Origin of the sequence: Mesorhizobium sp. M0664 (assembly GCF_040320565.1) — a bacterium.
In the GTDB taxonomy this organism is placed as follows: Bacteria; Pseudomonadota; Alphaproteobacteria; order Rhizobiales; family Rhizobiaceae; genus Mesorhizobium.
The window spans coordinates 45,391-71,037 of sequence record NZ_JAMYPW010000009.1 but is presented as its reverse complement, the minus strand read 5'-3'; the positions used below and the strand labels follow the sequence as shown (position 1 = coordinate 71,037).

General features: G+C 63.7%; 26 protein-coding genes. 19 read left to right on the top strand and 7 right to left on the bottom strand.

All coding sequences use genetic code 11. From position 1 onward, the window contains the following. Positions 1 to 132: 132 nt before the first annotated feature. The 7 genes from ehuC to doeB are packed head-to-tail and all read left to right on the top strand — an operon-like array spanning position 133 to position 6,454. Entirely contained in the window at positions 133 to 792 is a 660-nt protein-coding gene (ehuC, locus tag NKI39_RS12520) for an ectoine/hydroxyectoine ABC transporter permease subunit EhuC (protein ID WP_023720654.1), read from the top strand. 16 nt (positions 793 to 808) lie between these two features. After that, positions 809 to 1,468 (top strand): ectoine/hydroxyectoine ABC transporter permease subunit EhuD, encoded by a 660-nt coding sequence (gene ehuD, locus NKI39_RS12515; protein ID WP_352467665.1) that lies wholly within the window; start codon positions 809 to 811, stop codon positions 1,466 to 1,468. Then, positions 1,465 to 2,238: an ectoine utilization protein EutA gene (eutA, locus tag NKI39_RS12510; RefSeq protein WP_352832081.1), complete on the top strand. Its 774-nt coding sequence runs from the start codon at positions 1,465 to 1,467 to the stop codon at positions 2,236 to 2,238. Before ehuD ends, eutA begins: the two co-directional genes overlap by 4 nt. A gap of 10 nt (positions 2,239 to 2,248) precedes the next feature. Next, complete coding sequence (gene eutB / locus NKI39_RS12505) at positions 2,249 to 3,241, top strand: hydroxyectoine utilization dehydratase EutB (protein WP_352473228.1); 993 nt, start codon at positions 2,249 to 2,251, stop codon at positions 3,239 to 3,241. Further along, positions 3,238 to 4,230 (top strand): cyclodeaminase, encoded by a 993-nt coding sequence (locus NKI39_RS12500; RefSeq protein ID WP_352473229.1) that lies wholly within the window; start codon positions 3,238 to 3,240, stop codon positions 4,228 to 4,230. Before eutB ends, NKI39_RS12500 begins: the two co-directional genes overlap by 4 nt. A 38-nt stretch (positions 4,231 to 4,268) precedes the next feature. Further along, complete coding sequence (gene doeA, locus NKI39_RS12495; RefSeq protein ID WP_352473231.1) at positions 4,269 to 5,447, top strand: ectoine hydrolase DoeA; 1,179 nt, start codon at positions 4,269 to 4,271, stop codon at positions 5,445 to 5,447. A 5-nt stretch (positions 5,448 to 5,452) separates the two neighbouring features. Beyond that, positions 5,453 to 6,454, top strand: coding sequence for a N(2)-acetyl-L-2,4-diaminobutanoate deacetylase DoeB (gene doeB, locus NKI39_RS12490; RefSeq protein ID WP_352832079.1), 1,002 nt, complete (start codon positions 5,453 to 5,455; stop codon positions 6,452 to 6,454). A gap of 3 nt (positions 6,455 to 6,457) precedes the next feature. Here doeB and NKI39_RS12485 read toward each other — a convergent pair whose 3' ends face one another. Beyond that, a complete protein-coding gene (locus NKI39_RS12485; RefSeq protein ID WP_023677208.1) occupies positions 6,458 to 7,117 on the bottom strand; it encodes a GntR family transcriptional regulator in 660 nt (219 codons plus the stop codon). A 322-nt stretch (positions 7,118 to 7,439) separates the two neighbouring features. Here NKI39_RS12485 and NKI39_RS12480 point away from each other — a divergent pair, with 322 nt between their 5' ends. Genes NKI39_RS12480 through atzF form a run of 8 tightly spaced genes read left to right on the top strand, consistent with a single transcriptional unit; the run spans position 7,440 to position 15,714 of the window. After that, a complete protein-coding gene (locus NKI39_RS12480; protein WP_352832076.1) occupies positions 7,440 to 8,567 on the top strand; it encodes a BMP family ABC transporter substrate-binding protein in 1,128 nt (375 codons plus the stop codon). A gap of 20 nt (positions 8,568 to 8,587) precedes the next feature. After that, a complete protein-coding gene (locus tag NKI39_RS12475) occupies positions 8,588 to 9,712 on the top strand; it encodes an ABC transporter permease (RefSeq protein WP_352832073.1) in 1,125 nt (374 codons plus the stop codon). Beyond that, positions 9,712 to 10,638 carry an ABC transporter permease gene (locus NKI39_RS12470; protein WP_352501329.1) on the top strand — a complete coding sequence of 309 codons (927 nt, stop codon included), beginning with the start codon at positions 9,712 to 9,714 and terminating at the stop codon, positions 10,636 to 10,638. Before NKI39_RS12475 ends, NKI39_RS12470 begins: the two co-directional genes overlap by 1 nt. A 15-nt stretch (positions 10,639 to 10,653) precedes the next feature. After that, on the top strand, positions 10,654 to 11,355 hold the full coding sequence (gene biuH / locus NKI39_RS12465) for a biuret amidohydrolase (protein ID WP_352832071.1): 702 nt from the start codon (positions 10,654 to 10,656) through the stop codon (positions 11,353 to 11,355). 58 nt (positions 11,356 to 11,413) lie between these two features. After that, on the top strand, positions 11,414 to 12,898 hold the full coding sequence (locus NKI39_RS12460) for an ABC transporter ATP-binding protein (RefSeq protein ID WP_502898566.1): 1,485 nt from the start codon (positions 11,414 to 11,416) through the stop codon (positions 12,896 to 12,898). After that, complete coding sequence (locus NKI39_RS12455; RefSeq protein WP_352832065.1) at positions 12,898 to 13,566, top strand: cysteine hydrolase family protein; 669 nt, start codon at positions 12,898 to 12,900, stop codon at positions 13,564 to 13,566. Before NKI39_RS12460 ends, NKI39_RS12455 begins: the two co-directional genes overlap by 1 nt. Further along, positions 13,559 to 13,909 carry a cupin domain-containing protein gene (locus NKI39_RS12450; protein ID WP_352832062.1) on the top strand — a complete coding sequence of 117 codons (351 nt, stop codon included), beginning with the start codon at positions 13,559 to 13,561 and terminating at the stop codon, positions 13,907 to 13,909. The genes NKI39_RS12455 and NKI39_RS12450 overlap by 8 nt, the downstream gene beginning before the upstream one ends. Next, positions 13,906 to 15,714: an allophanate hydrolase gene (atzF, locus tag NKI39_RS12445; RefSeq protein WP_352832060.1), complete on the top strand. Its 1,809-nt coding sequence runs from the start codon at positions 13,906 to 13,908 to the stop codon at positions 15,712 to 15,714. The genes NKI39_RS12450 and atzF overlap by 4 nt, the downstream gene beginning before the upstream one ends. A gap of 5 nt (positions 15,715 to 15,719) precedes the next feature. On the opposite strand, the gene NKI39_RS12440 is transcribed toward atzF, so the two are convergent. Together NKI39_RS12440 and NKI39_RS12435 are read right to left on the bottom strand one after the other, a co-directional pair. Continuing rightward, on the bottom strand, positions 15,720 to 16,277 hold the full coding sequence (locus tag NKI39_RS12440; RefSeq protein WP_352832057.1) for a cytochrome c: 558 nt from the start codon (positions 16,275 to 16,277) through the stop codon (positions 15,720 to 15,722). 17 nt (positions 16,278 to 16,294) lie between these two features. Continuing rightward, positions 16,295 to 16,837 (bottom strand): phosphatase PAP2 family protein, encoded by a 543-nt coding sequence (locus NKI39_RS12435; protein ID WP_352501323.1) that lies wholly within the window; start codon positions 16,835 to 16,837, stop codon positions 16,295 to 16,297. 41 nt (positions 16,838 to 16,878) lie between these two features. Between NKI39_RS12435 and NKI39_RS12430 the strand changes: the two genes are divergently transcribed. Next, entirely contained in the window at positions 16,879 to 17,361 is a 483-nt protein-coding gene (locus tag NKI39_RS12430) for a DUF2127 domain-containing protein (RefSeq protein WP_352501322.1), read from the top strand. Between the two features lie 42 nt (positions 17,362 to 17,403). On the opposite strand, the gene cueR is transcribed toward NKI39_RS12430, so the two are convergent. Next, on the bottom strand, positions 17,404 to 17,802 hold the full coding sequence (gene cueR, locus NKI39_RS12425) for a Cu(I)-responsive transcriptional regulator (protein ID WP_352832054.1): 399 nt from the start codon (positions 17,800 to 17,802) through the stop codon (positions 17,404 to 17,406). Positions 17,803 to 18,071: 269 nt separating this feature from the next. Between cueR and NKI39_RS12420 the strand changes: the two genes are divergently transcribed. From NKI39_RS12420 to NKI39_RS12410, 3 genes are read left to right on the top strand one after another with little or no spacing between them, the layout of a single operon-like run. Beyond that, a complete protein-coding gene (locus NKI39_RS12420; RefSeq protein WP_352832051.1) occupies positions 18,072 to 19,139 on the top strand; it encodes a type III polyketide synthase in 1,068 nt (355 codons plus the stop codon). Beyond that, positions 19,136 to 19,849, top strand: coding sequence for a methyltransferase domain-containing protein (locus tag NKI39_RS12415; protein ID WP_352832049.1), 714 nt, complete (start codon positions 19,136 to 19,138; stop codon positions 19,847 to 19,849). Before NKI39_RS12420 ends, NKI39_RS12415 begins: the two co-directional genes overlap by 4 nt. After that, the gene (locus NKI39_RS12410) at positions 19,846 to 21,066 is read left to right on the top strand and encodes an NAD(P)/FAD-dependent oxidoreductase (protein ID WP_352832046.1); all 1,221 of its coding nucleotides are present in this window, start codon (positions 19,846 to 19,848) and stop codon (positions 21,064 to 21,066) included. Before NKI39_RS12415 ends, NKI39_RS12410 begins: the two co-directional genes overlap by 4 nt. Here NKI39_RS12410 and NKI39_RS12405 read toward each other — a convergent pair. The 3 genes from NKI39_RS12405 to NKI39_RS12395 all read right to left on the bottom strand — a co-directional run bounded on the left by NKI39_RS12405 (position 21,063) and on the right by NKI39_RS12395 (position 25,645). Further along, on the bottom strand, positions 21,063 to 23,597 hold the full coding sequence (locus NKI39_RS12405; RefSeq protein ID WP_352832043.1) for an NAD-dependent epimerase/dehydratase family protein: 2,535 nt from the start codon (positions 23,595 to 23,597) through the stop codon (positions 21,063 to 21,065). The genes NKI39_RS12410 and NKI39_RS12405 overlap by 4 nt on opposite strands. 737 nt (positions 23,598 to 24,334) lie before the next feature. Beyond that, positions 24,335 to 24,901, bottom strand: a complete 567-nt coding sequence (locus tag NKI39_RS12400) for a hypothetical protein (protein WP_352703996.1) — start codon at positions 24,899 to 24,901, stop codon at positions 24,335 to 24,337. A gap of 21 nt (positions 24,902 to 24,922) precedes the next feature. Continuing rightward, on the bottom strand, positions 24,923 to 25,645 hold the full coding sequence (locus NKI39_RS12395) for a cytochrome c biogenesis CcdA family protein (RefSeq protein WP_352473258.1): 723 nt from the start codon (positions 25,643 to 25,645) through the stop codon (positions 24,923 to 24,925). Between the last annotated feature and the right edge of the window lie 2 nt (positions 25,646 to 25,647).

The following is a 25,647-nucleotide window of genomic DNA, read 5'->3' as shown; positions in this document are numbered from 1 at the left end:
GAGAGGGGGGCGCCAACGCTGGAGCTTCACCCTTCTCCCCGTCCCTATAACGGGGAGAAGGTGCCGGCAGGCGGATGAGGGGCGGCGCCGGCGTTCTGTAATGATCACCAAGCGAGGAAACGCTTAGCCCTAATGACCCAATGGTCCGGCTATTTCGGCCTGATATTGCAAGGAGCGCTTGTCACCATCGAGCTGACGCTGATGGGGTCGGTGCTGGCCTTGATCATGGCTTTTCTCGCCGGGCTGGGGCGGCTGTCGCGGTTTTTCGTGCTGCGGGCGCTGGCCACCGCCTATATCGAGTTCTTCCGCGGCACCTCGATTTTTGTGCAGCTGTTCTGGGCCTATTTCGTGCTGCCCTTTGCCGGCATTTCGCTGACGCCGCTGCAGGCCGGGGTGCTGGCGCTGGGCCTCAATGTCGGCGCCTATGCGGCGGAAGTGGTGCGTGGCGCCATCAAGTCTATCGGCCGCGAACAATATGAGGCCTGTACCGCCCTCAATCTCGGCCGCTGGCAAGCCATGCGCCATATCATCCTGCCGCAGGCGCTTCTGGTGATGCTGCCGACCTTCGGCAACAACGCCATTGAATTGCTCAAGGCCACCGCCGTCGTTTCGCTGATCTCGCTCGCCGACCTGACCTTCCAGGCGCAGGTGGTGCGCTCGCAGACCGGCAATACTCTGGTGCCGTTCAGCACCATCCTCGTCATCTATTTCGTCCTGGCGCTGCTCATCTCGTGGGGCGTGCGGTCGCTGGAACGCCGCATGGCTCGTGGCCTCGACGGGGTGCGCGTATGATGGATCGGGCCTGATAATGGAATGGGATTGGGATTTTGTCCGGCAGATCCTGCCGACGCTGATCGAGGGGGTGAAGATCACCATCCTGGCGACGCTGCTCGGCTCGGTACTGGCGGCGATCGTCGGGCTGGGCATCGCGTTGGCGCGCCGGTCGCCGAACAGGGCTCTGTCGCGCACCGTCGGTTTCCTTGCCGAGTTCATCCGTGGCACACCGCTGTTGGTGCAGCTCTATTTCATCTTCTACGTGCTGCCGGATTTTGGCGTCCTGTTGCCGCCGCTGGTCGCGGGCGTCATCGGTCTCGGGCTGCATTACGGCACTTACACGGCCGAGGTCTACCGCGCCGGCATCGATAATGTTCCGCGCGGCCAGTGGGAAGCGGCCAAGGCCTGCAATCTGAACGCCACCCAGACCTGGACGCACATCATCATTCCGCAGGCGATCCCGCCGATGATCCCGGCGCTTGCCAATTATTTCATCGCCATGTTCAAAGAGACGCCGCTGCTGTCGGCGATCACCGTGCTGGAACTGATGAACCAGGCCAAGAGCGTCGCCAATACCTATTATCGGTATATCGAACCGATCACGTTGGTCGGCGCCTTCTTCCTCGCCATCAGCCTGTTCTCGGTGGTGCTGCTGCGCTGGCTGGAACACCGTTATGGGCGGATCGAACGATGAGCGCTGCACCCGAAATCCGCCTGCATTCGGCCCGGCCGGCGCTCGATGCGCGTCCGCTGGAAAAGCGGGTCGGCCTGATCATCCTTGCCACCGACCATACGAGCGAACCGGATTTTCACCGCATGGTGGCAAGCGACCGCATCGGGGTCTATGTCGCACGCATCCCCTACGCCAACCCGACGACGCCGGACAATTTGCGCAAGATGCAGCCGTCACTGACGGCGGCCGCGGCCCTGATCCTGCCCGACGAGCCGCTCGATGCGATCTGCTATTCCTGCACCTCAGCTTCCGTCGTGATCGGCGATGCCGAAATCGAGGCGGCGGTGCAGGCCGCGAAACCCGGTGCGCCGGTGGTTACGCCGCCGATGGCCGGGGTGCGCGGCCTGAAGGCGCTGGGCGCCAGGACGATCAGCATTCTTACCCCTTATACGGTCGAGACCAGCCGGCCGATGGCGACCTATTTCACCGAGCATGGTTTCGAAATCGCCAGCTTCACTTGCCTCGGCTTCGAGGATGATCGCGAGATGGCGCGGATTGCGCCGAAATCCTTGGTCGATCTGGCTCGCGAGGCGACGGCCGAACACTCGGACGCGCTGTTTGTCTCCTGCACGGCACTGCGGTCCGCGGCGGCAGTTGTCGGTATGGAAGAAGCCATCGGCCGTCCTGTCGTCACCAGCAACCAGGCGACGGCCTGGAATTGCCTGCGGCTTTGCGACGACGACGAGCCGCGCCCTGAATTCGGCCGTCTGATGACGCTGCCGCTGAACTGATTGATGAGCCATGACCACGTCCAGGATAAGCCTGTCCGAAATCCACGCCGCGCGCGAGCGCATCGCAGGCAAGGTCGAGCGTACGCCGACCGTTCCTTCCCGGAGTCTTTCCCAGCACTTGGACGCTCCTGTTTATCTCAAGCTCGAACACCGGCAGACCACCGGCGCCTTCAAGCTGCGCGGTGCCTCGAACGCTATCGCTTCGCTGACAGAAGAGGAGAAGGCGCGCGGCGTCGTCGCGGCCTCGACCGGCAACCACGGCCGGGCACTTGCCTATGCTGCTCAATTGCAAGGCATCCACGCGACGATCTGCATGTCGCGGCTGGTGCCGCAGAACAAGCTCGACGAGATCCGCCGGCTCGGCGCCGGGATCCGCATCGTCGGCAACAGCCAGGACGATGCGCAGCGAGAGGTCGAACGGCTGGTCGCGGAAGAGGGGCTGGTCATGCTGCCGCCTTTCGACCATCCCGCCATTGTCGCCGGGCAAGGCACGCTCGGGCTGGAGATCATCGAACAGGTTCCTGATGCCGCCCTTGTGCTGGTGCCGCTTTCCGGCGGTGGGCTGGCGGCTGGCGTTGCCGCTGCCGTCAAGGGCGTCAGCCCGGCGACGAAGGTGGTGGGCGTTTCAATGGCGCGCGGTGCGGCGATGAAGGCGAGCCTCGACGCCGGACATCCGGTTTTGGTCGAAGAACTGCCGACGCTGGCCGATTCCCTCGGCGGCGGCATTGGCCTCGACAACCGGCTGACCTTTTCCATGTGCCGCGACCTGCTCGACGATGTGATCCTGCTCAGCGAGGACGAGATCGCCGCCGGCATCCGGCATGCCTATGAGCAGGAGCGCGAGATCGTCGAAGGCGCCGGCGCGGTCGGCATCGCAGCCGTGCTTGCCGGCAAGATCAGGGCGAGCGGCCCGACGGTGCTCGTGCTGTCCGGCCGCAACATCGATATGACACTGCACCGCAAGATCATCTGCGGCGAAGCAATTGCGGAGAGCGCAGCATGAGCCGGATGACGATCCTCACCGAAGGTGAATTGCGCAAGATCGTGGAGCTTGATCTCGATGCCGTTGCCTGCGTCGAGAACGCGTTTCGCGCGCTCGCCACCTTGCCGGTGGCGATGCCGCCAATCCTTCGGCTCGACATTCCCGAGCATCGCGGCGAGGTCGACGTCAAGACCGCCTATGTACCGGGCATCGACGGTTTTGCGATCAAGATCAGCCCCGGCTTTTTCGACAATCCGAAGCTCGGCTTGCCCAGCGTCAACGGCATGGTGGTGCTGCTGTCGGCGAAAACCGGTCTGGTCGAGGCGCTGCTGCTCGACAATGGCTATCTCACCGACATCCGCACGGCCGCCGCCGGTGCGGTCGCCGCCAAACATCTGTCGCGGGCGGGTTCCTCCGTTGCCGCGATCTTCGGCGCCGGTGTTCAGGCCGGACTGCAGCTCGAAGCGCTGATGCTGGTGCGGCCAATCACGGAAGCCCGCATCTGGGCAAGGGATGCCGCCAAGGCCGAGGCCGCGGCCGACGCATTGTCCGAGAAACTGCACATCGCCGTTCACGCCGAGCCCGACGCGGCAAAGGCTGCGGCCGATGCCGACGTCATCGTCACCACGACGCCGTCGACCGAGCCGCTGATCAAGGCCGGCTTCGTCTCCGCCGGCCAGCATATCACTGCCATGGGCTCGGATGCCGAGCACAAGAACGAGATCGCGCCGGCGATCCTGCGCATGGCCGATCTCTACGTCGCCGATAGCGCCAAACAGACGCGCCGGCTGGGCGAACTGCACCATGCTATCGCGGCGGGCGTGATGGCGTCCGATGCCGAAATCACCGAGCTTGGCCACATCATCGCCGGCGAAAGGCATGGCCGGCGCTCGGACAGCGACATCACCATTGCCGACCTGACCGGCACCGGCGTGCAGGACACGGCGATCGCCACGCTCGCCCGCGACCGTGCGCGTGCAGCCAAGACCGGTACGATTTTCGAAAGCTGATGCTGGCCGCAAGGCCCAACAAACGAGGACCAAGAACAATGCAGCCCAATTTGAAATTCTCGCGCGGCGAATATGCGGAGCGCCTCGCCAAGACGCGGAAGGTCATGGAGGCCAAGGGCGTCGATCTGCTCGTCGTCAGCGATCCGTCCAACATGGCTTGGCTGACCGGCTATGACGGCTGGTCGTTCTATGTGCATCAGGCTGTCATCGTGCCGCCGTCGGGCGAGCCGGTGTGGTACGGGCGCGGCCAGGACGCCAACGGCGCCAAGCGCACCGCCTATCTCGCGCACGACAACATCGTCGGCTATGCCGACCACTATGTGCAGTCGACCGAGCGCCATCCGATGGATTTTCTGTCCAGCGTGCTCTCCGATCGCGGCTGGGGCAAGCTCAGCATCGGCGTCGAGATGGACAATTACTGGTTCTCGGCCGCTGCCTTCGCAGCGCTGCAGAAGCACTTACCCAATGCCCGCTTCGTCGACGCCACGGCACTCGTCAACTGGCAGCGCGCGGTGAAGAGCCCGACCGAAATCGACTACATGCGTAAGGCCGCCCGCATCGTGGAAGCGATGCACCAGCGCATCGTCGACAAGATCGAGGTCGGTATGCGCAAATGCGACCTGGTCGCCGAGATCTACGATGCCGGCACGCGCGGCGTCGACGGCATCGGCGGCGACTATCCGGCGATCGTGCCGCTGCTGCCGTCGGGCGCCGACGCATCGGCGCCGCATCTGACCTGGGACGACCGGCCGATGAAATCGGGCGAGGGCACCTTCTTCGAGATCGCAGGCTGCTACAACCGCTATCACTGCCCGCTGTCGCGGACCGTGTTCCTTGGTAAACCGACTCAGGAATTCCTCGATGCCGAAAAGGCGACGCTGGAAGGCATGGAGGCGGGACTTGCCGCCGCCAAGCCCGGCAACACATGCGAGGACATCGCCAACGCCTTCTTCGCGGTGCTGAAGCGGTACGGCATCGTCAAGGACAACCGCACCGGGTACCCGATCGGGCTTTCCTATCCGCCTGACTGGGGCGAGCGCACGATGAGCCTGCGTCCAGGCGACCGCACCGAGTTGAAGCCCGGTATGACCTTCCATTTCATGACCGGCTTGTGGCTTGAGACGATGGGGCTGGAAATCACCGAATCCATCCTGATCACCGAGACGGGCGTCGAGTGCCTGGCGAATGTGCCGCGCAAACTGGTGGTGAAGAATTGAGCCCGATGTCCAGCCTTCGCCCGTCACCGATCACGCCGACCGTCGATTTCGAGCGCGACGGCGTGCAGCACGGTTTCCTGCGCCTGCCTTACAGCCGCGACGATTCCGCCTGGGGATCGGTGATGATCCCGATCTGCGTCATCCGCAACGGCAAGGGGCCGAGCGCATTGCTCACCGGCGGCAATCATGGCGACGAGTACGAGGGGCCGCTGGCGCTCTATGACCTCGCCCGTACGCTCGACCCGAAGCAAGTCAGCGGCACGATCATCATCGTGCCGGCGATGAACTATCCGGCGTTCCGCGCCGGCACGCGCACCTCGCCGATCGACAAGGGCAATCTCAACCGCAGCTTTCCCGGCCGGCCCGACGGCACGGTGACCGAGAAGATCGCTGATTATTTCCAGCGCGAGCTTCTGCCCCGTACAGACATCGCGCTCGACTTCCACTCCGGCGGCAAGACGCTCGACTTCGTGCCGTTCTGCGCCGCCCACATCCGGCCCGACAAGGTGCTGGAAGCGAAGGGTTTCGCTGCGGTTGAAGCCTTCTCCGCACCATGGTCGATGAAAATGCTGGAGATCGACGCGGTCGGCATGTTCGACACTGCCGCCGAAGAGATGGGCAAGCTGTTCATCACCACAGAGCTCGGCGGCGGCGGGACTTCGCGCGCGGAAACGGTGCGGATCGCACGTCGCGGCGTGCTCAATGTGCTGCGCCATGCCGGCATCGTCGCCGGCGCGGTCGAGATGCAGCCAACCCGCTGGCTCGATATGCCATCGGGCGATTGCTTCTCGTTCGCCGAGGACGACGGGATGATCGAAACCATGATCGATCTCGGCGAGGCGGTGGCAGAGAACCAGGTGCTGGCACGTATCCATTCCATAGGCCGCACCGGCGGCGCTCCGCAGGAGATCCGGGCCAAAATGTCCGGTCTGTTGGCGGCGCGGCATTTTCCGGGGCTGGTCAAGGCCGGCGACTGCGCTGCCGTGGTCGCCGTGCTGGTCGATTGACGGTTAGGAAGCCGATGTCGGGAACGGCTCGGTCCTGCCTTTGGGGCGATCGCCGATGGCAAAGACGGCGCTCGCCTCGCTGACGATCGAGACATGATCCTTGGCGGCTGTTCCGGCCGCCGCACTGTCGCCGCGCATGATTGCTGTCACGATGGCGTCATGCTCCTGCCATGACTGGGCCAGCCGGCCGGGCAGCATGAATTGCGCGCGCCGGAACGGCGCCAGGCGGCCACGGGTCATGACGGTCAGTTCATAAATGTGCTTGCTGTGGGCGCCGCGATAGAGCCGGGTGTGGAATTCGGTGTTGAAGAGCTCATACTCTTCTTCGGCACCGAGCTGCACGAAGCGCGCCGACGCCTGGTGCTCGGCCTCCAGCGTGCGGCGCTCGCCAGCGGTCATGCGCTCGGCCGAGAACCGCGCGCAGATCGCTTCAAGCTCGGCCATGCTTTCGAACATCGAGGCGAGGTGCTCCTGCGTCACCACGGCGACGGTGGCGCCGCGGTTCGGCCGCCTTTCGACCAGCCCCATGGCGCTGAGCCGGCTGAGCGCTTCCCTGATCGGCGTGCGTGAGACGTCGAAGCGGGCGGCTAGCGAGGCCTCGTCGAGCTTTTCGCCCGGGCGCAGGAAACCGGTGACGATCCGGTCGCTGATCGCCCTCACCATCTGATCGACGGTCGTGCCCGACCTGATCAAATTGCGCTTTCCCGACACGTCTCCTCCGTCCAGTCTTTTCGCTAGAGCCGTAAGCCACTCACCGGCTTCGATTCCTCTGCATCTCTGTATGCCTATGTTTTAGCCTTCATGTCAAATTGGCGATTTTGGAGGCAAAAAGTGTATGCAATTGCTCCGGCTTTGTGCAGCCCACATCGGCACACTCATTGATATTGCAGAATAAATCTCATTTCTGAAACTGGCATGCTGATTGCATACACTTTTTTCATTGAGGTGTTAACCGGCCCCAAGGGCCCCACAGAGGGAGCATTCAATGTCCGAGAGATTCATGCTTAGCCGCCGCGACCTGCTCAAGACCTCCGCCGCCGGAGCGGCGCTCGGCCTTGCGTCCGCATCGTTTCCGATCAGCAGGGCCTTCGCCGCGACGGCCACCGTCGGCTTCATCTATGTCGGGCCAAAGGACGATTACGGCTACAACCAGGCGCATGCCGAAGGCGCCGCCACGCTGAAGGGGATCGAAGGAATTTCCGTCGTCGAAGAGGAGAACGTGCCGGAGACGGTCGACGTGCAGAAGACGATGGAATCGATGATCAATCTCGATGGTGCGTCGCTGATCTTCCCGACCTCGTTCGGCTATTTCGATCCGCACATGCTCGCCATGTGCGCGAAATTCCCCGACGTGCAGTTCCGCCATTGCGGTGGCATGTGGAACAAGGACAAGCATCCGATGAATGCCGGTTCCTATTTCGGCTATATCGGCATTGGCCAGTATCTGAACGGCGTCGTCGCCGGTCACACCAGCAAAACCAAGAAGCTCGGCTTCGTCGCGGCAAAGCCGATCCCGCAGGTGTTGCTCAACATCAATTCCTTCCTGCTCGGCGCGCGCTCGGTCGACCCGACCATCACCTGCCAGGTGATCTTCACCGGCGAGTGGTCGCTAGCGGTCAAGGAGGCGGAGGCCACCAATGCGCTGGTCGACCAGGGTGCCGACGTCATCACCTGCCATGTCGATAGCCCCAAGGTGGTGGTCGAGACGGCGGCCGGGCGTGGCGCCTTCGTCTGCGGCTATCATGCCAACCAGAGCCCGCTGGCGCCGGAAAAATACCTGACCGGCGCGGAATGGAACTGGGCCAAGGTCTACAAGATGTTCGTCGACGAGCTGGTGGCCGGCACGCCGCTGCCCAATTTCACGCGCGGTGGCCTGGCCGACGGCTTCGTCAAGATGAGCCCGCTCGGCCCCGCTGTCGGCGAGGCCGCCCGCAAGCAGTTCGACGGCGCGCTGGCCGACATGATGAAAGGCGGCTTTTCCGTCATCAAGGGTCCGCTGAAGAGCAACAAGGGCGTCGTCGTCGCGACCGAAGGCCAGGCCTTCGCCGAGACCGCGCTCGAACTCGAAAGCATGGACTACCTGGTCGAGGGCGTCGTCGGTTCGACCGCCTGAACCGGATCGGAGACGGGGTCATGGCAGACACTGTCAGCACTGCGGGCGCACCAGCGCTGTTTGGCGCCAGGAATTATCCGGCGGCGCTCGAATGGACGGCGCGGCGGGCGGAAGCCTTCGTCATACCGCTCGCGGCGCTGCTCGTCGGCATGGCGCTGTTCAGCGTGTTTATCGCGCTGGTCGGCAAATCGCCGGTGCAACTCTACGAGACGATGTGGCGCGGCGGCTTCGGCTCGTGGTTCTCGATCCAGAACTCACTGTCGCGGGCAGCACCGCTTTTACTGGCAGCGCTCTGCGTGGCGCTGCCGGCACGACTCGGCCTCGTCGTCATCGGCGGCGAAGGCGCGATCGTGCTGGGCGGCGTTGCCGCCGCCGCCATCTGCGTCGCGGCGAATGGCGCGCCGGCTTTTCTGGTCATCCTGCTGATGGGCGTGGCGGGCGCGGTCGCCGGCGGCATCTGGATCGGTGCCGTCGGCGCACTCCGCCACTACCGCGCCGTCAACGAAACTATCTCCAGCCTGCTGATGGCCTATATCGCCATCGCGCTGATGAACCATCTGGTCGAAGGGCCGCTGCGCGATCCGGCTTCGCTCAACAAACCCTCGACCGAGCCGCTGGCGGATGCCTACCGCATCGGCAACATTCCAGGCATGGACGTGCACTGGGGCCTGGTCGTCGGCATTCTCGCCTGCCTCCTGTCCTGGCTGTTGATCGAAAAGACGCGCTGGGGGTTTGCCGCCCGCATTGCCGGCGGCAATGTCAGGGCAGCTCAGGTGCAAGGGCTTGCCGTCGGGCCGCTGATCGTCGGCTTCACCGGGCTGGCCGGCGGCTTCGCCGGGCTGGCCGGCATGCTGGAGGTCGGCGCCGTGCAAGGCAGCGCCAACGCCTCGCTCGCCGCCGGCTATGGCTATACCGGCATCCTCGTCGCCTTCCTCGCTCGCCACAATCCGCTCGCCATCATCCCGGTCGCTTTCCTGCTCGGCGGTATCGGCGCTTCCGGCGGGCTGATCCAGCGCCGCATGGACCTGCCCGACGCCACCGTGCTGGTGCTGCAAGGCATGCTCTTCGTCGTCATCCTGTTCAGCGAAACCTTTTACGGCCGCTTCAAGGTCTTCAATCCCGATCTGTGGAAGAGAGGCTCCTGATGGACGCGACCGAGATCGGCCTGTGGGGCGTGCCGCTCGCCATTCTCGGCGGCGCCATCCGCGTTTCGACGCCCTTCATCTTCGTCTCGCTCGGCGAAGCCATCACCGAACGCTCCGGCCGCATCAATCTTGGCCTCGAAGGCACGCTGGTCTTCGGTGCGATGACTGCCTACGCCGTCGCGGTGATGACCGGCTCGCCATGGCTCGGCGTGCTGGCTGCCGCCGGTGCCGGACTTTGCTTCGGCCTGTTCCACGGCTGGATCTGCAAATTCCGCGGGGTGAACGACATCGCCATCGGCATCGCGCTGATGCTGTTCGGCTCCGGTCTCGCCTTCTTCTTCGGCAAGCCGTTCATCCAGCCCTCGGCACCAGACCTGCCGGCCATCGCCTTCGGTGGCTGGTCGGATATCCCGCAGGTGCAGGCGGCGCTCAACGTCAACATCCTGTTCCTGATTGGTGCCGCACTTGCCGTGTTCCTATGGTGGGCGTTCCGCAATACGCGCGCCGGCCTGATCGTGCGCGTCGTCGGCGACAGCTCCGATGCGGCGCGCGCCATGGGCCTCAATCCCAACACCGTGCGCCTGCTTGCGACAGGTGTCGGCGGTGCGCTCGCCGGCATCGGCGGCGCCTATCTGTCGCTCTATTATCCCGGCAGCTGGACCGAACGCATCTCGTCGGGGCAGGGCCTGATGGCGGTGGCGCTGGTCATCTTCGCGCGCTGGAATCCGCTCGGCTGCTTTGCCGCGGCACTATTGTTCGGCGGTGCGGGCGCGCTAGGCCCGGCGTTGCAATCGGTCGGGGTCACGCAGGGCTACTACCTCTTCTACGCCGCGCCTTACATCCTCACGCTCATCATCATGATCGCCACCTCGTCGCCGAGCCGCTCGCTTGCCGGCGCGCCGGGCGAATTGTCGATCACCAAATGACTGGAGTTTTTTCCGATGAACGCCAGAGCCGAGATCACCCAGCGCTATATCGATGCCGACCCTTATCCATGGCCTTATAATGGCGAGCTGCGGCCGGACAATACGGCACTGATCATCATCGACATGCAGACCGATTTCTGCGGGCCGGGCGGCTATGTCGATCATATGGGCTACGATCTTTCGCTGGTGCGGGCGCCGATCGAGCCGATCAAGTCGGTGCTCTCAGCCATGCGGGCCAAGGGTTACACCATCATCCACACGCGCGAGGGCCATCGGCCCGATCTCGCCGACCTGCCGGCCAACAAGCGCTGGCGCTCGCGCCGCATCAATGCCGGCATCGGCGACCCCGGACCTTGCGGGCGCATCCTGGTGCGCGGCGAACCCGGCTGGGAAATCATCCCCGACCTCTATCCGGCGGCGGGCGAGCCGATCATCGACAAGCCCGGCAAGGGCTCGTTCTGCGCCACCGACCTCGAGCTGATCCTGCGCCAGCGCGCCATCGAAAACATCGTGCTGACCGGCATCACCACCGACGTCTGCGTCCACACGACGATGCGCGAGGCCAACGATCGCGGCTTCGAATGCGTGATGCTGGAGGATTGCTGCGGGGCAACCGACTACGGCAATCATCTCGCCGCGATCAAGATGATCAAGATGCAGGGCGGCGTGTTCGGCGCGGTGTCGAATTCGGCATCCTTCGTCGCGCAACTGCCGTGAGGAGGCGATCTTGAGCGGAAGCACTGGGAAGAAGGCCGTCGGCGTCGAGACCATCGGCATGACCATGCGCTTCGGCGCTTTCACCGCGCTGGACGATGTCTCGATCAAGGTGCCGGCGGGATCGTTCCACGCGCTGCTCGGCGAAAACGGCGCCGGCAAGTCGACGCTGGTCAAATGCATGATGGGTTTTTACCATCCGACCGCCGGCGACATGCTGGTCGATGGCCGCGAGGTCGCGATCGCCAGTCCCAAGGACGCGTCGGCGCTCGGGCTCGGCATGGTTTATCAGCATTTCACGCTCGTTCCGTCGCTGACCGGCGCGGAGAACCTGGTCATTTCGCGCGAGAAGGTGCCGGGCGTCATCGACTGGCGCAAGGAGCGCGCCGCACTTGCGCAATTCATGCAGCGTATGCCGTTCAAGCTGCCGCTCGACGTCAAGGTGGCGGAACTTGCGGCCGGCGAGAAGCAGAAGCTCGAAATCATCAAGCAGCTCTATCTCGGCCGCAGTTTCCTGGTGCTCGACGAGCCGACTTCGGTGCTTACTCCCGGCGAGGCGCAGGAAGTGCTTGGCCTGGTGCGCGACATGACCAGGACCGGCGACCTTACCGTGCTGATGATCTCGCATAAATTCCACGAGGTGACGGCCTTTGCCGACGATATCACCGTGCTGCGCAAGGGCAGGCTGACCGGAACCGGAAAGGTCTCCGAACTTTCCCACAAGCAGATGGCGGCGATGATGATCGGCGACCAACCGATCGCCGCACTCGACAGCCGCGCCCCGGTGCCGGCCGGCGCCAGACAGGTGCTGACGGTAAAGTCGCTGAAGGCGCCCGACCGCACCGGCTTGAAAACCATCGACATCGGCGAACTCGATGTGAAGTCGGGTGAGATCGTCGGCATTGCCGGCATCTCCGGCAACGGCCAGAAGGAGTTTCTCGAAGTCCTTGCCGGACAGCGGGCGCGCAATGGCGGCGACGTTCTGGTGAAAGGCTCGCCCTATGGCGCCAGCCGCAGCGAGGCGCGCACGCTCAATGTCCGCTTCATTCCGGAGGAGCCGTTGCGCAATGCCTGCGCACCGAAGATGACGGTGGCGGAAAACATGGCCTTCCGGACCTTCGACCTCAACGAGGCCGGCAAGCCGGTCAACTGGATCAGGATGAGTGCGATCAGTGACTACGCGGCCCGCCTGATCGAACAGTTCAAGGTCAAGACGGCCTCGCTCGCTTCGCCGATTTCGTCGCTGTCAGGCGGCAATGTGCAGCGCGCCGTGCTGGCGCGCGAGCTGACCGGCGAGGTCGATTTGCTCATCGTGTCGAATCCCTGCTTCGGCCTCGACTTCTCCGCCGTCGCCGAAATACGGGCCCGCATCATGAAGGCGCGCAACGCCGGTGCCGCCGTGCTTTTGATGTCGGAGGACCTTGATGAGCTGCTCGAGCTCTCGGACCGCATCTTCGTCATGTCGGACGGCGCGCTGGTCTACGAGACGCCGATCGCGCAGGCGAGCGTGCAGACGATCGGCGAGCACATGGCGGGACATCACTGATGGCGGAGATCGAGGCGCTGCCGTTTCCGTTCGCCTTCAAGCCTGAGGCGATGGCGCTGGTCGTCATCGACATGCAGCGCGATTTCGCTGAACCCGGCGGCTTCGGCGCCAGCCTCGGCAACGACGTCAGCCGGGTGGTGGCGATTGTGCCGACGGTGAAGAGATTGATCGAGGGGTTCCGCGCCGCTGGCCTGCCGGTGATCCACACGATGGAGTGCCACAAGGCAGACCTTTCGGATCTGCCGCCGGCCAAGCGCAATCGCGGCAATCCGTCGATCAGGATCGGCGATGTCGGGCCAATGGGTCGTGTGCTGATCATCGGCGAGCCGGGAACGGCGATCCTCGATGAACTTGCCCCACTGCCTGGCGAGATCGTCATCGAAAAACCCGGCAAGGGCGCGTTCTATGCCACCAGCTTCGGCGACGACCTCAAGCGGCTCGGCACACAGCAGCTAGTCTTTGCCGGGGTGACGACGGAGGTCTGCGTGCAGACGACGATGCGCGAGGCCAACGACCGCGGCTATGAATGCCTTCTGGCGGAGGATGCCACTGAGAGTTATTTTCCGGAGTTCAAGGTGGCAGCCCTTGCCATGATCAGGGCGCAGGGCGCCATCGTCGGCTGGACGGCAACGACGGACCAGGTGCTCGAGGGACTTTCCAATGCCTAACGTCGCATACGCGGCTCTCATCCAAGGGGGCTGGCGTGATCTGCCATTCGAGCATTTTCGCGAAGGCATCACAGTGCATTGGCTGCTCAAGGGTGGGCCGATGGAACCGTCGGTCGCCATCCTGAACTACCGGGCTGGCGCCAGCGTGCCGCGTCATCGCCATGCCGGGCTGGAGACGATCATCGTGCTGGAAGGCACGCAGAGCGACGAGAACGGCGATCATGCCGCGGGCAGCGTGATCCTGAACGCGGTCGGAACCGAGCATTCGGTGTGGACGAAGGATGGCTGCGTCGTGCTCATCCAGTGGAACCTGCCGGTAGTCATTCCGGGCGAGGCCAAATGAGTGACATTCGCTTCGACATAGCGAGCCTGCACGTTGCCTATCAGGCCGGCGTCGGCATTCGCGAGGTGATCGATGTGGTCCATGCGCGGCTCGCGGCGGCCGATGACCCCGGCATCTTCATCCATCTGGCGAGCAGGGCGGAGTTGCTTGCCGAGGCGGAAAAGCTCGGCCCGTTCGATCCCGCGGCAAAGCCGCTGTGGGGCGTGCCGTTCGCGGTCAAGGACAACATCGATGTTGCCGGCATGCCGACCACGGCGGGTTGTGCGGAATATGCCTACTTGCCGGCGAAAGACGCCACCGTCGTCGCGCGGCTCAAGGCCGCCGGCGCGCTGGTTGTCGGCAAGACCAATCTCGACCAGTTCGCCACCGGCCTGGTCGGCGTTCGCACGCCCTATCCAATCCCGAGGAATGCGATCGACCCGAAACTGGTGCCGGGCGGTTCCTCGTGCGGCTCGGCCGTGGCGACGGCGCGCGGCATCGTCTCCTTCGCGCTCGGCACCGATACCGCCGGTTCGGGGCGCATACCCGCCGGCCTCAACAACATCGTCGGGCTGAAGCCGAGCGTCGGCGCGCTATCAGCCGCCGGCGTCGTGCCGGCCTGCCAGACGCTCGACTGCGTCTCGGTCTTCGCGCTCACCGTCGATGACGCCTATCACGTGTTCGAGGCGGCGGCGGCAAAGGACGACGCCGATCCCTATTCGCGTGACCTCTGCATTCAGGCTCTTGCCGCGCGCCCGCCGGTGCTGACTGTCGGCGTGCCGGCCAGGGCGGACTGGACCTTCTTCGGCGACGAGGCGATGCAGGCGGGTTTCGAGGCCGCTCTTGCCTCGCTGGAGACGCTGGGCTGCCGGCTGGTCGAAATCCCGTTCGGTGATTTCTACGCCACCGCCACTCTGCTCTACGAAGGCGCCTGGGTGGCCGAGCGTTACGCCGCGATCAGGGACTTCATGGATGCCAACGAGGCCGCCATGCATCCGGTGACGCGGCAGATCATCGGCGGTGCGCGAAAACTTTCCGCTGCGGACGCTTTCAAGGGGCTCTATGCCCTGCAAGGCTATAAGGCCAAGCTTGCGCCGGTCATCGCCTCGGTCGACGTTTTCTGCGTGCCGACCGCGCCGACGCACTACACAGTCGAAGCGGTGCTGGCCGATCCGATCGTCACCAACAGCCGGCTCGGCACCTACACCAACTTCGTCAATCTGCTCGACATGTGCGGCATTGCCGTGCCGAGCGGAACCCGCAGCGACGGTCTGCCGATGAGCGTCACCTTGCTTGCCGCGGCGGGCAAGGACCACCTGACTGCGTCGCTTGCGCGCGATGTCCATGCGGCAAGCGGCCTTGCGCTTGGTGCTATCGGCTGGCCGCAGCCGCAGCGCGGCGATGTTCAGGCGGGCGTGGATGAAGGCACGATCGAGCTGGCCGTGGTCGGCGCGCATCTGTCGGGGATGGCGCTGAACGGCCAGCTGCAGCAGCTCGGCGCGATTTTCGCCCGGGCTGCAAGAACGGCGCCGCTCTACCGGCTTTACGCGCTCGCCGGCCAGTCGGTGCCGCGACCGGGGCTCGAACGGATCTGCAACGGCAAGGGGACAGCGATCGAGGTCGAAGTCTGGCGTCTCTCGCCGCAAGCCTTCGGCCGTTTTGTTGCCGCGATCCCGCCGCCGCTAGGCATCGGCACGCTTCTGCTTGATGACGGAACTTCGCCGAAAGGCTTCCTCGTCGAAAGTGCCGGTCTCACCGATGCAAAGGAGATTTCGCATTTCGGCGGCTGGCGCAATTTCATGGCGGGTCAGCTGCAGCGAAGCTGACGCTATCACTCGACCTTTTGCCTAAACTTCGAATGGCAGCTCGAGCAATCCTGCAAGATGAGATGCAGGAGGTGCTCCGCCGGCAATTTAGTGGGATCGGCTTCCGCGAGTGATGGTCGCTTGCCAAGCAGGCTGCCACCGCCCATCGCCAGGCCGGAACCCATTCTCATGTCGTCGGTGATGCGCGGCGGCGCCCGCTCGGCGTCGGAGGCCAAGGCGCTGGCCAGCGTCCCGATGTGGCGAGCCAGCTCTTCGAACTCCGCGCGGGCGGGGTCGATATCCGGCCTGGCGCCTGAAGGCGCGCCCAATGTCGCGCTGGGGAATTCGGCAATCAGGGCAGGGCCGGTGCGGGCGCGGATGGTCTCGGCCGCCGCCTTGAAGGCCGCGGCGTCGTACGCCTGCTTGCCGTCGAACATCCCGGCTATTGTCTTTGCGGCCTGGGCCATTTCCTTCATCGAGGCCTGGCGAGCCTGGATGACCGCATCACGACCCGAATGGGCGGCGGCGAGCACGACAGAGACGCAGGCAAGCGACAGGACCGCTATGATAGCTGCTTGTCTCATCGTTGGCACATAAGGAGCTAGAGAATTCTTGTGACCAGACTGTCCAGTCGGGAGTTCTCGCGATAGGCAAATCGGACCACAACGGCACCTAAGACGCCAGTGGTGGCACCGCCTATCACGTCGGTGAGATAGTGGGTGCCGATATAAATTCTCGACCAACAGATCAGCAATGCCATGATGGAGAGGGCCAGCGTCCGGCGCGGCAGACCTTGCATTGCAAGAGCAGCAACAACCGCAAAGCTGGCTGTCGCGTGGTCGGAGGGAAACGACCAGTCGGCGCTGGGCGCAATCAGCAGATGCGTCACGCCGGCATCGTAGGGCCGCAGCCGGTGGACGAATAGCAAAATGAACTGATTGATCGCCAGACCGAGCAGGAACGCCAAGCCGGCGGACAAGGCAGCATGGCGCACATGGTAGCGGTCGGCCTTTGCCCACCATTGCAGGGCAACAGCCAGCACCATCAGCGGAACGCCGATTTGTGAGACGGCGATCATTGCCTTATCAAGAAAAGGGCTGATCCCGGCTGCCGCGTTGATCCAGTGGGTGAGAGCTGCATCCATCGTTTCTCGTTTCCGCTGTTGTCGATCGCAAGGTGAATTTTGTGAAAGCAGTAGACGAACGCCGCATCCATCAGATTTTCGAGCTCAGCATCTGGCTTAAAGGGGCGCATGCCCTGATCGAATGCGTGGGCGGGATCCTGCTTTATGTCGTCACCACCGACGCCATTGCCTCCTGGGTCAATACATTCACCCAAGAGGAATTGATCGAAGATCCGAACGATTTCATAGCTGGCTATCTGTCGCAGATGGCAAGCCACTTTTCCGTCGCCAGCAAGGAGTTTTATGCCTTCTACCTACTTAGCCACGGCCTGATAAAACTGCTGCTCGTTGTCGGGCTTCTGAGAGGCAAGCTGTGGTCGTATCCGGCATCGCTTGCGGCGCTGGGCGCATTTATGATCTACCAAGTCTACCGCTACTCCTACACCCATTCGTTCGGCCTGCTTGTCCTGACCGTCTTCGATGCTGTCGTCATGGTGCTGATCTGGCATGAATGGAAGGTCGTGCGGCAGCACAAGCCGGCATGACAGCGAAGTTTGCACGTCAGCCGCTCCGATTTTCAATCCACCTCACTGGGCGACGCCTTGTCCTGCCAGCTCGTCGATGATCGGGCAATCCGGCCGCTCGTCGCCGTGGCAGTGACTGACCAATTGGTGGAGCAAGCCGCGCAATCCGACCAGTTCAGCGATCTTCCTGTCGATCTCCACCAGCTTGGCTTTCGCGATCACCTTCACGTCGGCGCTGTCACGTTCCCTGTCCTGGTACAGCGACAGCAGCTGGCGGCATTCGTCGACCGAAAACCCCAGGCTTCGCGAGCGCTGCAGGAAGCGCAGCCGGTGAATATCGGCCGTCGAGTAATCACGATAGCCATTGTCTGTCCGGGCCGGGCGCAAGAGCCCGATATCCTCGTAGTAACGGATCGTCTTGGCCGGCAAGCCGGATTTTTCGGATGCGACGCCGATGTTCATGGCGGAAATCTCCTTTGTCGGAGGAAATAGACCTTCCAGTAGATGGAAGGTCAACATCATGTGGCGATTTTGGATGCCTGACGCAACCGCCCGCCCGCTCCAACCGTTTGCCTGCCAGCACATACTGAACCTTCGGGAAGAAATCGGTCCTCGGAAACGTTTTTACCGAACAGTGCTCAAAACCCGGTGTTCGACACCGGGTGCCGATGAGCAAAGACCCTCCGGCGCTGGCTCGACGCAACACCGTGCAGACGCCGAGGAGACAGAACATGCCCGTCAAGGCCTATATCAACCGGATCGCGACAGCGGTGCCGGAGTACGAGGTTCATGAATTCTACCTGCGTTTCGCGGCCTCCATGCTCGCGGCCGATCGCCGGAGGATCTTCGAACGCATGGCCGATCTTGCCGGCATCGAGCACCGCTATTCCTGCTTTGCGCCGGCGTCCGACCCCGAGGGACCGTCCGCCGACCTGGCCGGAACCTTCATCCGGGGCGCGTTTCCCGGAACGGCGGCGAGAATGGCGATGTTCGACGATGCCGCACCTGTTCTGGCGCAAAAGGGCATCGACGGATTGCAGCTTGGCGACGACGCTTCCCGCATCACCCATTTGATCGTCACCACCTGCACCGGCTTTTCGGCGCCGGGCATCGATCTCGAGCTGGTTGCGCGTTGCGGGCTGCCGAACGGGATCGAACGCACGATGATCGGGTTCATGGGTTGCTATGCGGCGATCAACGGCCTCAAGCTGGCCCGCCACATCGTCCGCTCCGACCCGCAGGCCAAGGTCCTGCTGGTCAATATCGAACTCTGCACGATGCATCTGCGACAGACCACCGAGCTGGAAAAACTGCTGTCGTTCTGCCTTTGGGGCGACGGCTGCGCGGCTGCGCTCATCACTGCCGAGCCGGCCGGCATCGAGCTCGATAGCTTTCACTGTCTGGTGGCGAGGGAACGGCGGGACCTGATGCGCTGGAACATTCGCGACCACGGCTTCGAAATGGTTCTTTCCGGCCAGGTGCCGGCAGCGATTCATGAAGCGTTGCGGAACAGCCAGGCCGCCATCCTCGGAGGCCGATCGGCGAAAGACATCGACCTTTGGGCCGTGCATCCGGGTGGACGTTCGGTGCTCGACGCCGTCGAAAGGGCCCTGGAACTGGAGCCCACCGCGCTGGAACCATCGCGCGAGGTGTTGCGCCAGTATGGGAACATGTCGTCGGCGACCGTCATGTTCGTGATGAAGGAGATGCTGAAGGCGCCACCCGGCCTGCTCGGTTGCGGCATGTCGTTCGGACCCGGGCTGACGGCCGAAACCATGCTCTTTCGAACGGTGTCATGAGCGGCCTGGAGCACCGGCAGCTTGCGCCGGAAATCCTCGACGGACTTGCGGCCGACGATCCGCGAGCGCTGACCGCGCGCCGCGACCTTCGGCGCATCAATATGGTGATGTTTCAGGCGCCGATCATGACGTCGTTGCTCAGGAGGTTCGTGCCAACGCCGCCACGCCGCATCCTGGAGATCGGCGCCGGCGATGGCTCCTTCATGCTGGCGGTGGCGCGGCGCGTGGCCAGGCATTGGCCCGGGGTCGAACTGGTGATGCTCGACCGCGTCGGCCTCCTCACCGCGCAATTGCGCGGCGATTTTGACCGGCTGGGATGGAGGGCGGAAGGCGTCACCGCCGATGTCTTCGACTGGGCAGGAAAGATCGAGAGTGCGCGTTTCGACGCCGTCACCGTCAATCTGTTCCTGCATCACCTCGATGATGCACAGGTCGTGCGTCTGTTTTCGCTGATCGGGCCGAAAGCCCCGTTGCTCATTGCGACAGAGCCGCTGCGGGCGAAACTGCCGCTGGCCGCGACCCGTCTTCTGCCGGCAATCGGCGCCAACGACGTCACACGAAACGACGCGGCGCAAAGCGTGCGTGCCGGCTTTCGCGGCAGCGAGCTTTCCGGTCTCTGGCTTGCGGCCAACGGCAAACCGGTCGAGGAACGACGCGCCGGCCTGTTTTCCCACATTTTCGTCGGCGCCAGCGCCGGCAACGACCCATGACGGGATTGTCGACCCATGACGCGATCATCATAGGCGCCGGCCCGGCGGGCACATCCGTCGCGCTCACGCTGGTCCGGCGCGGATGGGCTGTGGCAATTGTGGAAAAGAGTGCGTTTCCACGCCGCAAGGTCTGCGGCGAATACATCTCGGCAAGCAATCTTGCGCTTCTCGACCGGCTCGAGATCGGCGATGCCTGGCGTACCAATGCCGGCCCCGAAATCCGCCGCGTCGGTTTGTTTTCCGGGGAGACCTGCGTCGAGGCGGCAATGCCACGTGCGGGAGCTGGGCCTCGGGCGAAAGACAGCTTCGGCCGGGCGCTCGGCCGGGACATTCTCGATTCTCTGCTTTTGCAAGCGGCGCGATCGGCGGGTGTCGAAATCTTTCAACCCTGCCGCGCCGTCGCCATCGAGCGGGATCGCGAGATGCAACGGGTGCGAATTCATCCCGGGCACGGAACGGCGATATTGCGAGCGCCGGTGATTGTCGCCGCACACGGCTCGTGGGAACCGGGACCATTGCCCAGCCAGCTCGCAAAGGCCAATCGCCCGTCGGACCTGCTCGGCTTCAAGGCGCATTTCACCGGGTCGTCCCTGCCGCCGGATTTGATGCCTCTGCTGGCCTTCCCCGGCGGCTATGGCGGCATGGTTTCGGCGGATCATGGCCGGTTGTCGGTCTCGTGCTGCATCCGGCGCGATATGCTCGCGCGGCTGCGTAAACAATATGGCCCCAAACAACGGAGCCACGTGTCGGCCGCCGATGCGGTCGCGCGCCATCTCGTGGACTCGTGCCGAGGCGTCAGGAACGCCCTGGAACCGGCTCTCCTCGACGGTCCGTGGCTTGCCGCAGGTCCGATCCGGCCGGGAATTCGCTCGTGCTACGAAGAGGACATCTTCCGCGTCGGCAATGCAGCCGGAGAGTCTCATCCTGTCATCGCCGAGGGCATCTCGATGGCGCTTCAGTCCGGCTGGCTGCTGGCTTGCGAACTCGCATCCGCGCCAAGTGGCCGGGCAGGGCGCGAGGCTGCCGCCACACGCTACGGGGCGGCCTGGAAAAGACTGTTCTCGACACGGGTCTACGCCGCCGCGGCCGTTGCCGGAATTGCCCTTCGCCCCGGCAGCGCCACCTTGATGGCAGCGATCGTCCGGAATTTCCCGCAGACACTGACGCTGGGCGCGCAACTGAGCGGCAAGACCAAGCCGGTTCCCGGCTTCGTCTAGGCGACATAGCGGTCCCATGAGCCGTAGTGCTCCTTGCTTCGGCGCCCCCGAGGCAGGCTGAGGCCGATCACAACTAGCCCTGCAACGGCATTGTTCAATGTCGAACCTCTGGTCGCGCCGTCGAGCAGCCAGGGCGCTGCGATCAGCCATAACCCGAACGGCAGGTTGAGGAAACGCAACGGCCGTGCCACCTCGGCCATGGCGCAGACCGCGATCGTGATGATCATGGCGCCCGAGAGGTGATCGCTGCTTGCAATGGCGCCGGCCGTGCCGAAGACCAGCCGCGAGATCATCAGCCAACCGCCGACGATACAGCATGCGACCAGCGTCCATGGAAACGTGACACCGCGAATGGCTGCGGCGGACTGTGCGGCAAGCGCGGCGGAAAAGCCGGGATCGTTCTTGTCCGCCTCGCCGTTCGGCTCCGGCCCGCCTTGGAAAAAGGTGCGCCAGAACGGACGGTCTGCCCGCACGCTGCGCAGCATGTACTGGCCCATGGCGACCACCTCGTCCAGCGTCAGCGGGATCATGACCAGCATGGCCGCCGCCGCGATGAGGCACAGTGTGCAATAGGTGCCGATCATGATCGGCTGGATGATGATGAAGAAGATCGAGACGCCGCCGAGCGGCACCACCAGGATGAAGAAGAAGGTCACCATCCAGGGCATGGTGCGCCAGCGGGTCGCCGTGCCCATCGCGCCCATCAGGGTTTCGATCATATAGGCCACGGCGCCAAGCCCGGCATCAGCGACTGGCCAGGCTCGAGAAACGTCGGATGTGATGATGAATTCCGTGCCGTTCCTGCCGTCTCCGCCGGGGAAGAACGGCTCCCAGACAGCACCCACATGGCCGAGCTGGTAGGCAGTGAGATAGCGGGCGATAAGGAAACCGAAGAAACCGAGCGCGATGATCGGCAGGCGCTGCAGCCAGGATGACGGCGAGTAGGTCCAGCCGGGCGGAACGGTGCTCTCGTCCATCATCCCTTCGTGGCTCATGCCCGGCATCATCGGGACGAGCACCGAGAAAGTGATGGCCAGCGCGCCGACGATCGTGTCGTTCATGGTGGCGGCGGCGCTCGGCGTCCAGAAGAACAGCGGCGCGAACAGCAGCCATAGGCCGGCGATCGTCGTGCCCCATTGCGCCCAGGAAAAACGCGGCGACAGTGCGAGCCCGCCAAACAGCATCAGCAGCAAACCCGAGACAATGTCGCTCCAGCCGGTGAGCGCGTTGCGCAGCACCGGTTCCCACAGTCCACGCTCTTGCGTGATGTCACGCACAGTGCCGGCCGCCGCCGGATCGAACAGCGCGAACTGAAGCGGGCTGGTGAGGAGCCACATGCCAAGCGTGATGACCAGGAAATGAGCCCAGAGCATCTGCTTGCCCATCCCCGCCATCTCGGCCATGTGTCCGGGTTTCATCTTGTCGTGTTTGGCCTCGAACGCCTTGTCTTTCTCTCGCGCTTTTGTTCCGCTGCCGGCCACCTTGGCGGCGTTGAGCTTGTTGGCCCGATACCAGCCGGCGGGATCTGCCTTGAGCGCGTCGACGATCCGCGGCAACGTCTCGCGCAGGGAATGCCGGGGCTGCCAGCCGAGGACATTGCGGGCACGGCTGATATCGATCGCGTAGTGGTCGTCGGCGATATCGACCATCCAGGGACGAACGAATGATTCTTCGCCCAGCACGTCCTGTTGGACCCAGGCACCCGCCTTGGCGAGCGCCTTCGGCACCTCCCGTGTCTCCCAGTTCTCGCCACGGATCAACCGACCAATTTCGGCTTGAAGTTCGCCGTAGCCCATGACCTCAGGCTCGCCGAGAAGCAGCGCCAGCTCCGTGGGAAGTTTCTTCCGCCGATCTATAAGGCGCGCCACCGCATCGGTGAGGTCTTCCAGATGCAGGAACGACTGCCCGGTGCGCAGGTCACCCGGATATACATGCCCGGTCGGATCCTCTTCGTAGATACGCGCAATCTGATTGGCGAGGAATGCGTTACGGCCGAGATCATCATAGACGCCGGCCGGCCTGGCATAGACGACAGGGATCGCCCCGTGCTGCTCATGGATCAGGCGCTCGGTCTCGATCTTCGAGGTGCGGTAGGGTAGGTTCGATTCGAGCGGCCAATCCTCATCGATGATGTCGCCTGGTCGGCCACCCTTGTGCGCCAGCATCGAACTCATGAAGACAAACTGCTCGACCTCAAATTGTTTCAGGGCGCGCAGGAGCTTCTCGGTGCCGCCAACCGTAATCTTTTCGTAGAGCGGGTTCCGTTCGCCTGTGAGATCGAAATAGGCCGCAAGGTGGATCACCGAGGCGAGGCGGGCGCCATAGGCCGTCCGCACGCGCGCCAAGCCGGCAGCCACGGCGTCCTCCGATGTCAGGTCGATGCAGACGCACTCCGCGGCCGGCGGCGGCTGACGCGTCGCCGCCCGGTCGAGACCGACGAGAGCAAACCGGTCGGCGAAGCTGTTGACCAGAGCCGAGCCGATGAAGCCGGTGCTGCCGGTAACAATAACCGTGTCTTTGCGCTTCGCCATCCAGACCTCATAGCCGGCGATTTGCCACTCCTGAGAGGGCCGAAGGCGACAGACGTTAAGAGCCGAAGGGCCGGACCAGTTCCGACGCCGACCCGATGACGCTGCTGCTTCCGGTGACGCCTACAACTTTCCGTCCTTTTTGCTCTTTTGACCCCGACTGCCTATGCCGTCAGGTTCGCAAATATTTGACCAGCGCCGCGATCGCGAGCACGAGGGTGACAAGCACCAGGACCCAAATGAGCGCCATGCCGCCCATCATCCACATTGAACCGTCCATCATCATTACAATCATCCCTCCCGCCGCCGCTGCCACCGGCGATTGCGAGGGGAACTAGTTCGCCATGTACGCCCGTCAAGGCGAACTCGATCAGCCCACGAAGGCGGTGGCTTGCCGGTCAATCAGGGCATGTTCAATGCTATCGACGAACGAGTTCATAGTAGGCTTCGGCCAAAACATGCTGGCCGTGCGGTAACTCGGGAACGGCAGGGCTTTGATCCAGTGCCTCCAGCGCTCGCAGCAAATGCTCCGCGACATCCGATCTGCCTTGCCGATATGCCTCTCTGAACAGGGCCAGTAGCTGCCTTTCGAAATTCATGGTTCGGTCCGCCATTGGACGATCTCCGGAAGTTGGCAATGAGCCTAACCGTTCCAGCCACCGGAAGGTCAAGCGCTCCTTTCAAGAAGCTAGAACAGGTTGAGAGCGCTTGTTGAACCGCATCCGAGGCGTCGCCCGGCTCTACTCTCCACCGCCGCAGCCGTCGGAGAGATCCCAGACGTCGACGACCTGCTTGCCGGTGAAACCGTGCTCGCGGATCAGGAACTTCGCCAGCCCGCCATACACTTTCCAGCGCCAGCATTGACAGCAGCATGGGCCTTTCTCGTTGGAATTGGCCATCGCGTAGTCGTAGGCCTGCTGCTCATCGCCGGAGAGCTTCACATCGTAGTAAGGAATCAATTTTTGGGCGATGCCAGCCGGAATGTCGTATGGATCGACGGGGATCATGGCGATATCGCGATACTTGGTCAGCCCATTCAACTGCTCGATGTAGCGCTTCATTTCCATCGGGCTGCAACATGAGCCCTTGATCCGCGACGTGCTTGGCATGGTTGCGATCGACTCCGTGAATTTGGCCGAACACGTGCTGTTGCCATTTTCGCTGAGGTCTTTGAAGCGACCCGCCATACCGGGGTCCTCCGCAGCGATTGCCAAATCCGGTTCGTTGACAAAGCCGGCAACCATCGCGGCGCCGAAAACACCGCCGAAAACAACCATTCGTCTGTTTGGGGACATTGTCCGGACCATGACTAATTCCTTTCCCGGTCTTCAGCCGATGCGCGTGAATATTGGAAACTGTTCGAGCAGCCAGAACGAGAATGTCGACATCCGTCCGGTGACCATGGCGAGCCCCATGACGACCATGATACCCCCGGCGGCGAACTGCAACATCGAGCCGGTCCGGCGCATCGCCTTCAGCCGCCGCGCCAGACTGTCGGTGAACAGAGCGGCAAGCAAGAAGGGAAGGCCGAGGCCGAGCGAATAGACGGCGAGCAGCGTCACGCCTTCGGCGACGGTGGCCGACGCGGCGCCGACGGTCAGGATGGCGCCGAGGATCGGGCCTATGCACGGGGTCCAGCCGAAGGCGAAGGCGAGGCCGAGAACATAGGCCGACGTCGCCTTGCCACCGGGCATATCGGCATGAAATCTCGCTTCGCGCATCATCCAGGATGGGCGAAGCAGACCGGTGAGGAACAGGCCGAACAGGATGACGATCGCACCGCCGGCCAGGTTGAGCTCGATGCGGTGGCGGAGCAGCAATCGGCCGAGCGCCGTGGCGCTGGCGCCTAGCACGATGAAGACGGTCGAGAACCCGAGCACGAAACAGAGGCTCAAAGCGGCCGCCGACAGGCGCGCCGACCCGTCCATCGGCGTCCTGCCGGCGACATAGGACACATAGCCCGGCACCAGCGGCAGCACGCAAGGAGAGAGAAACGAGACGATGCCGGCCACGAAGGCGGTCAGCACGCCGATGTTGGAGAGTTCGGGCATCG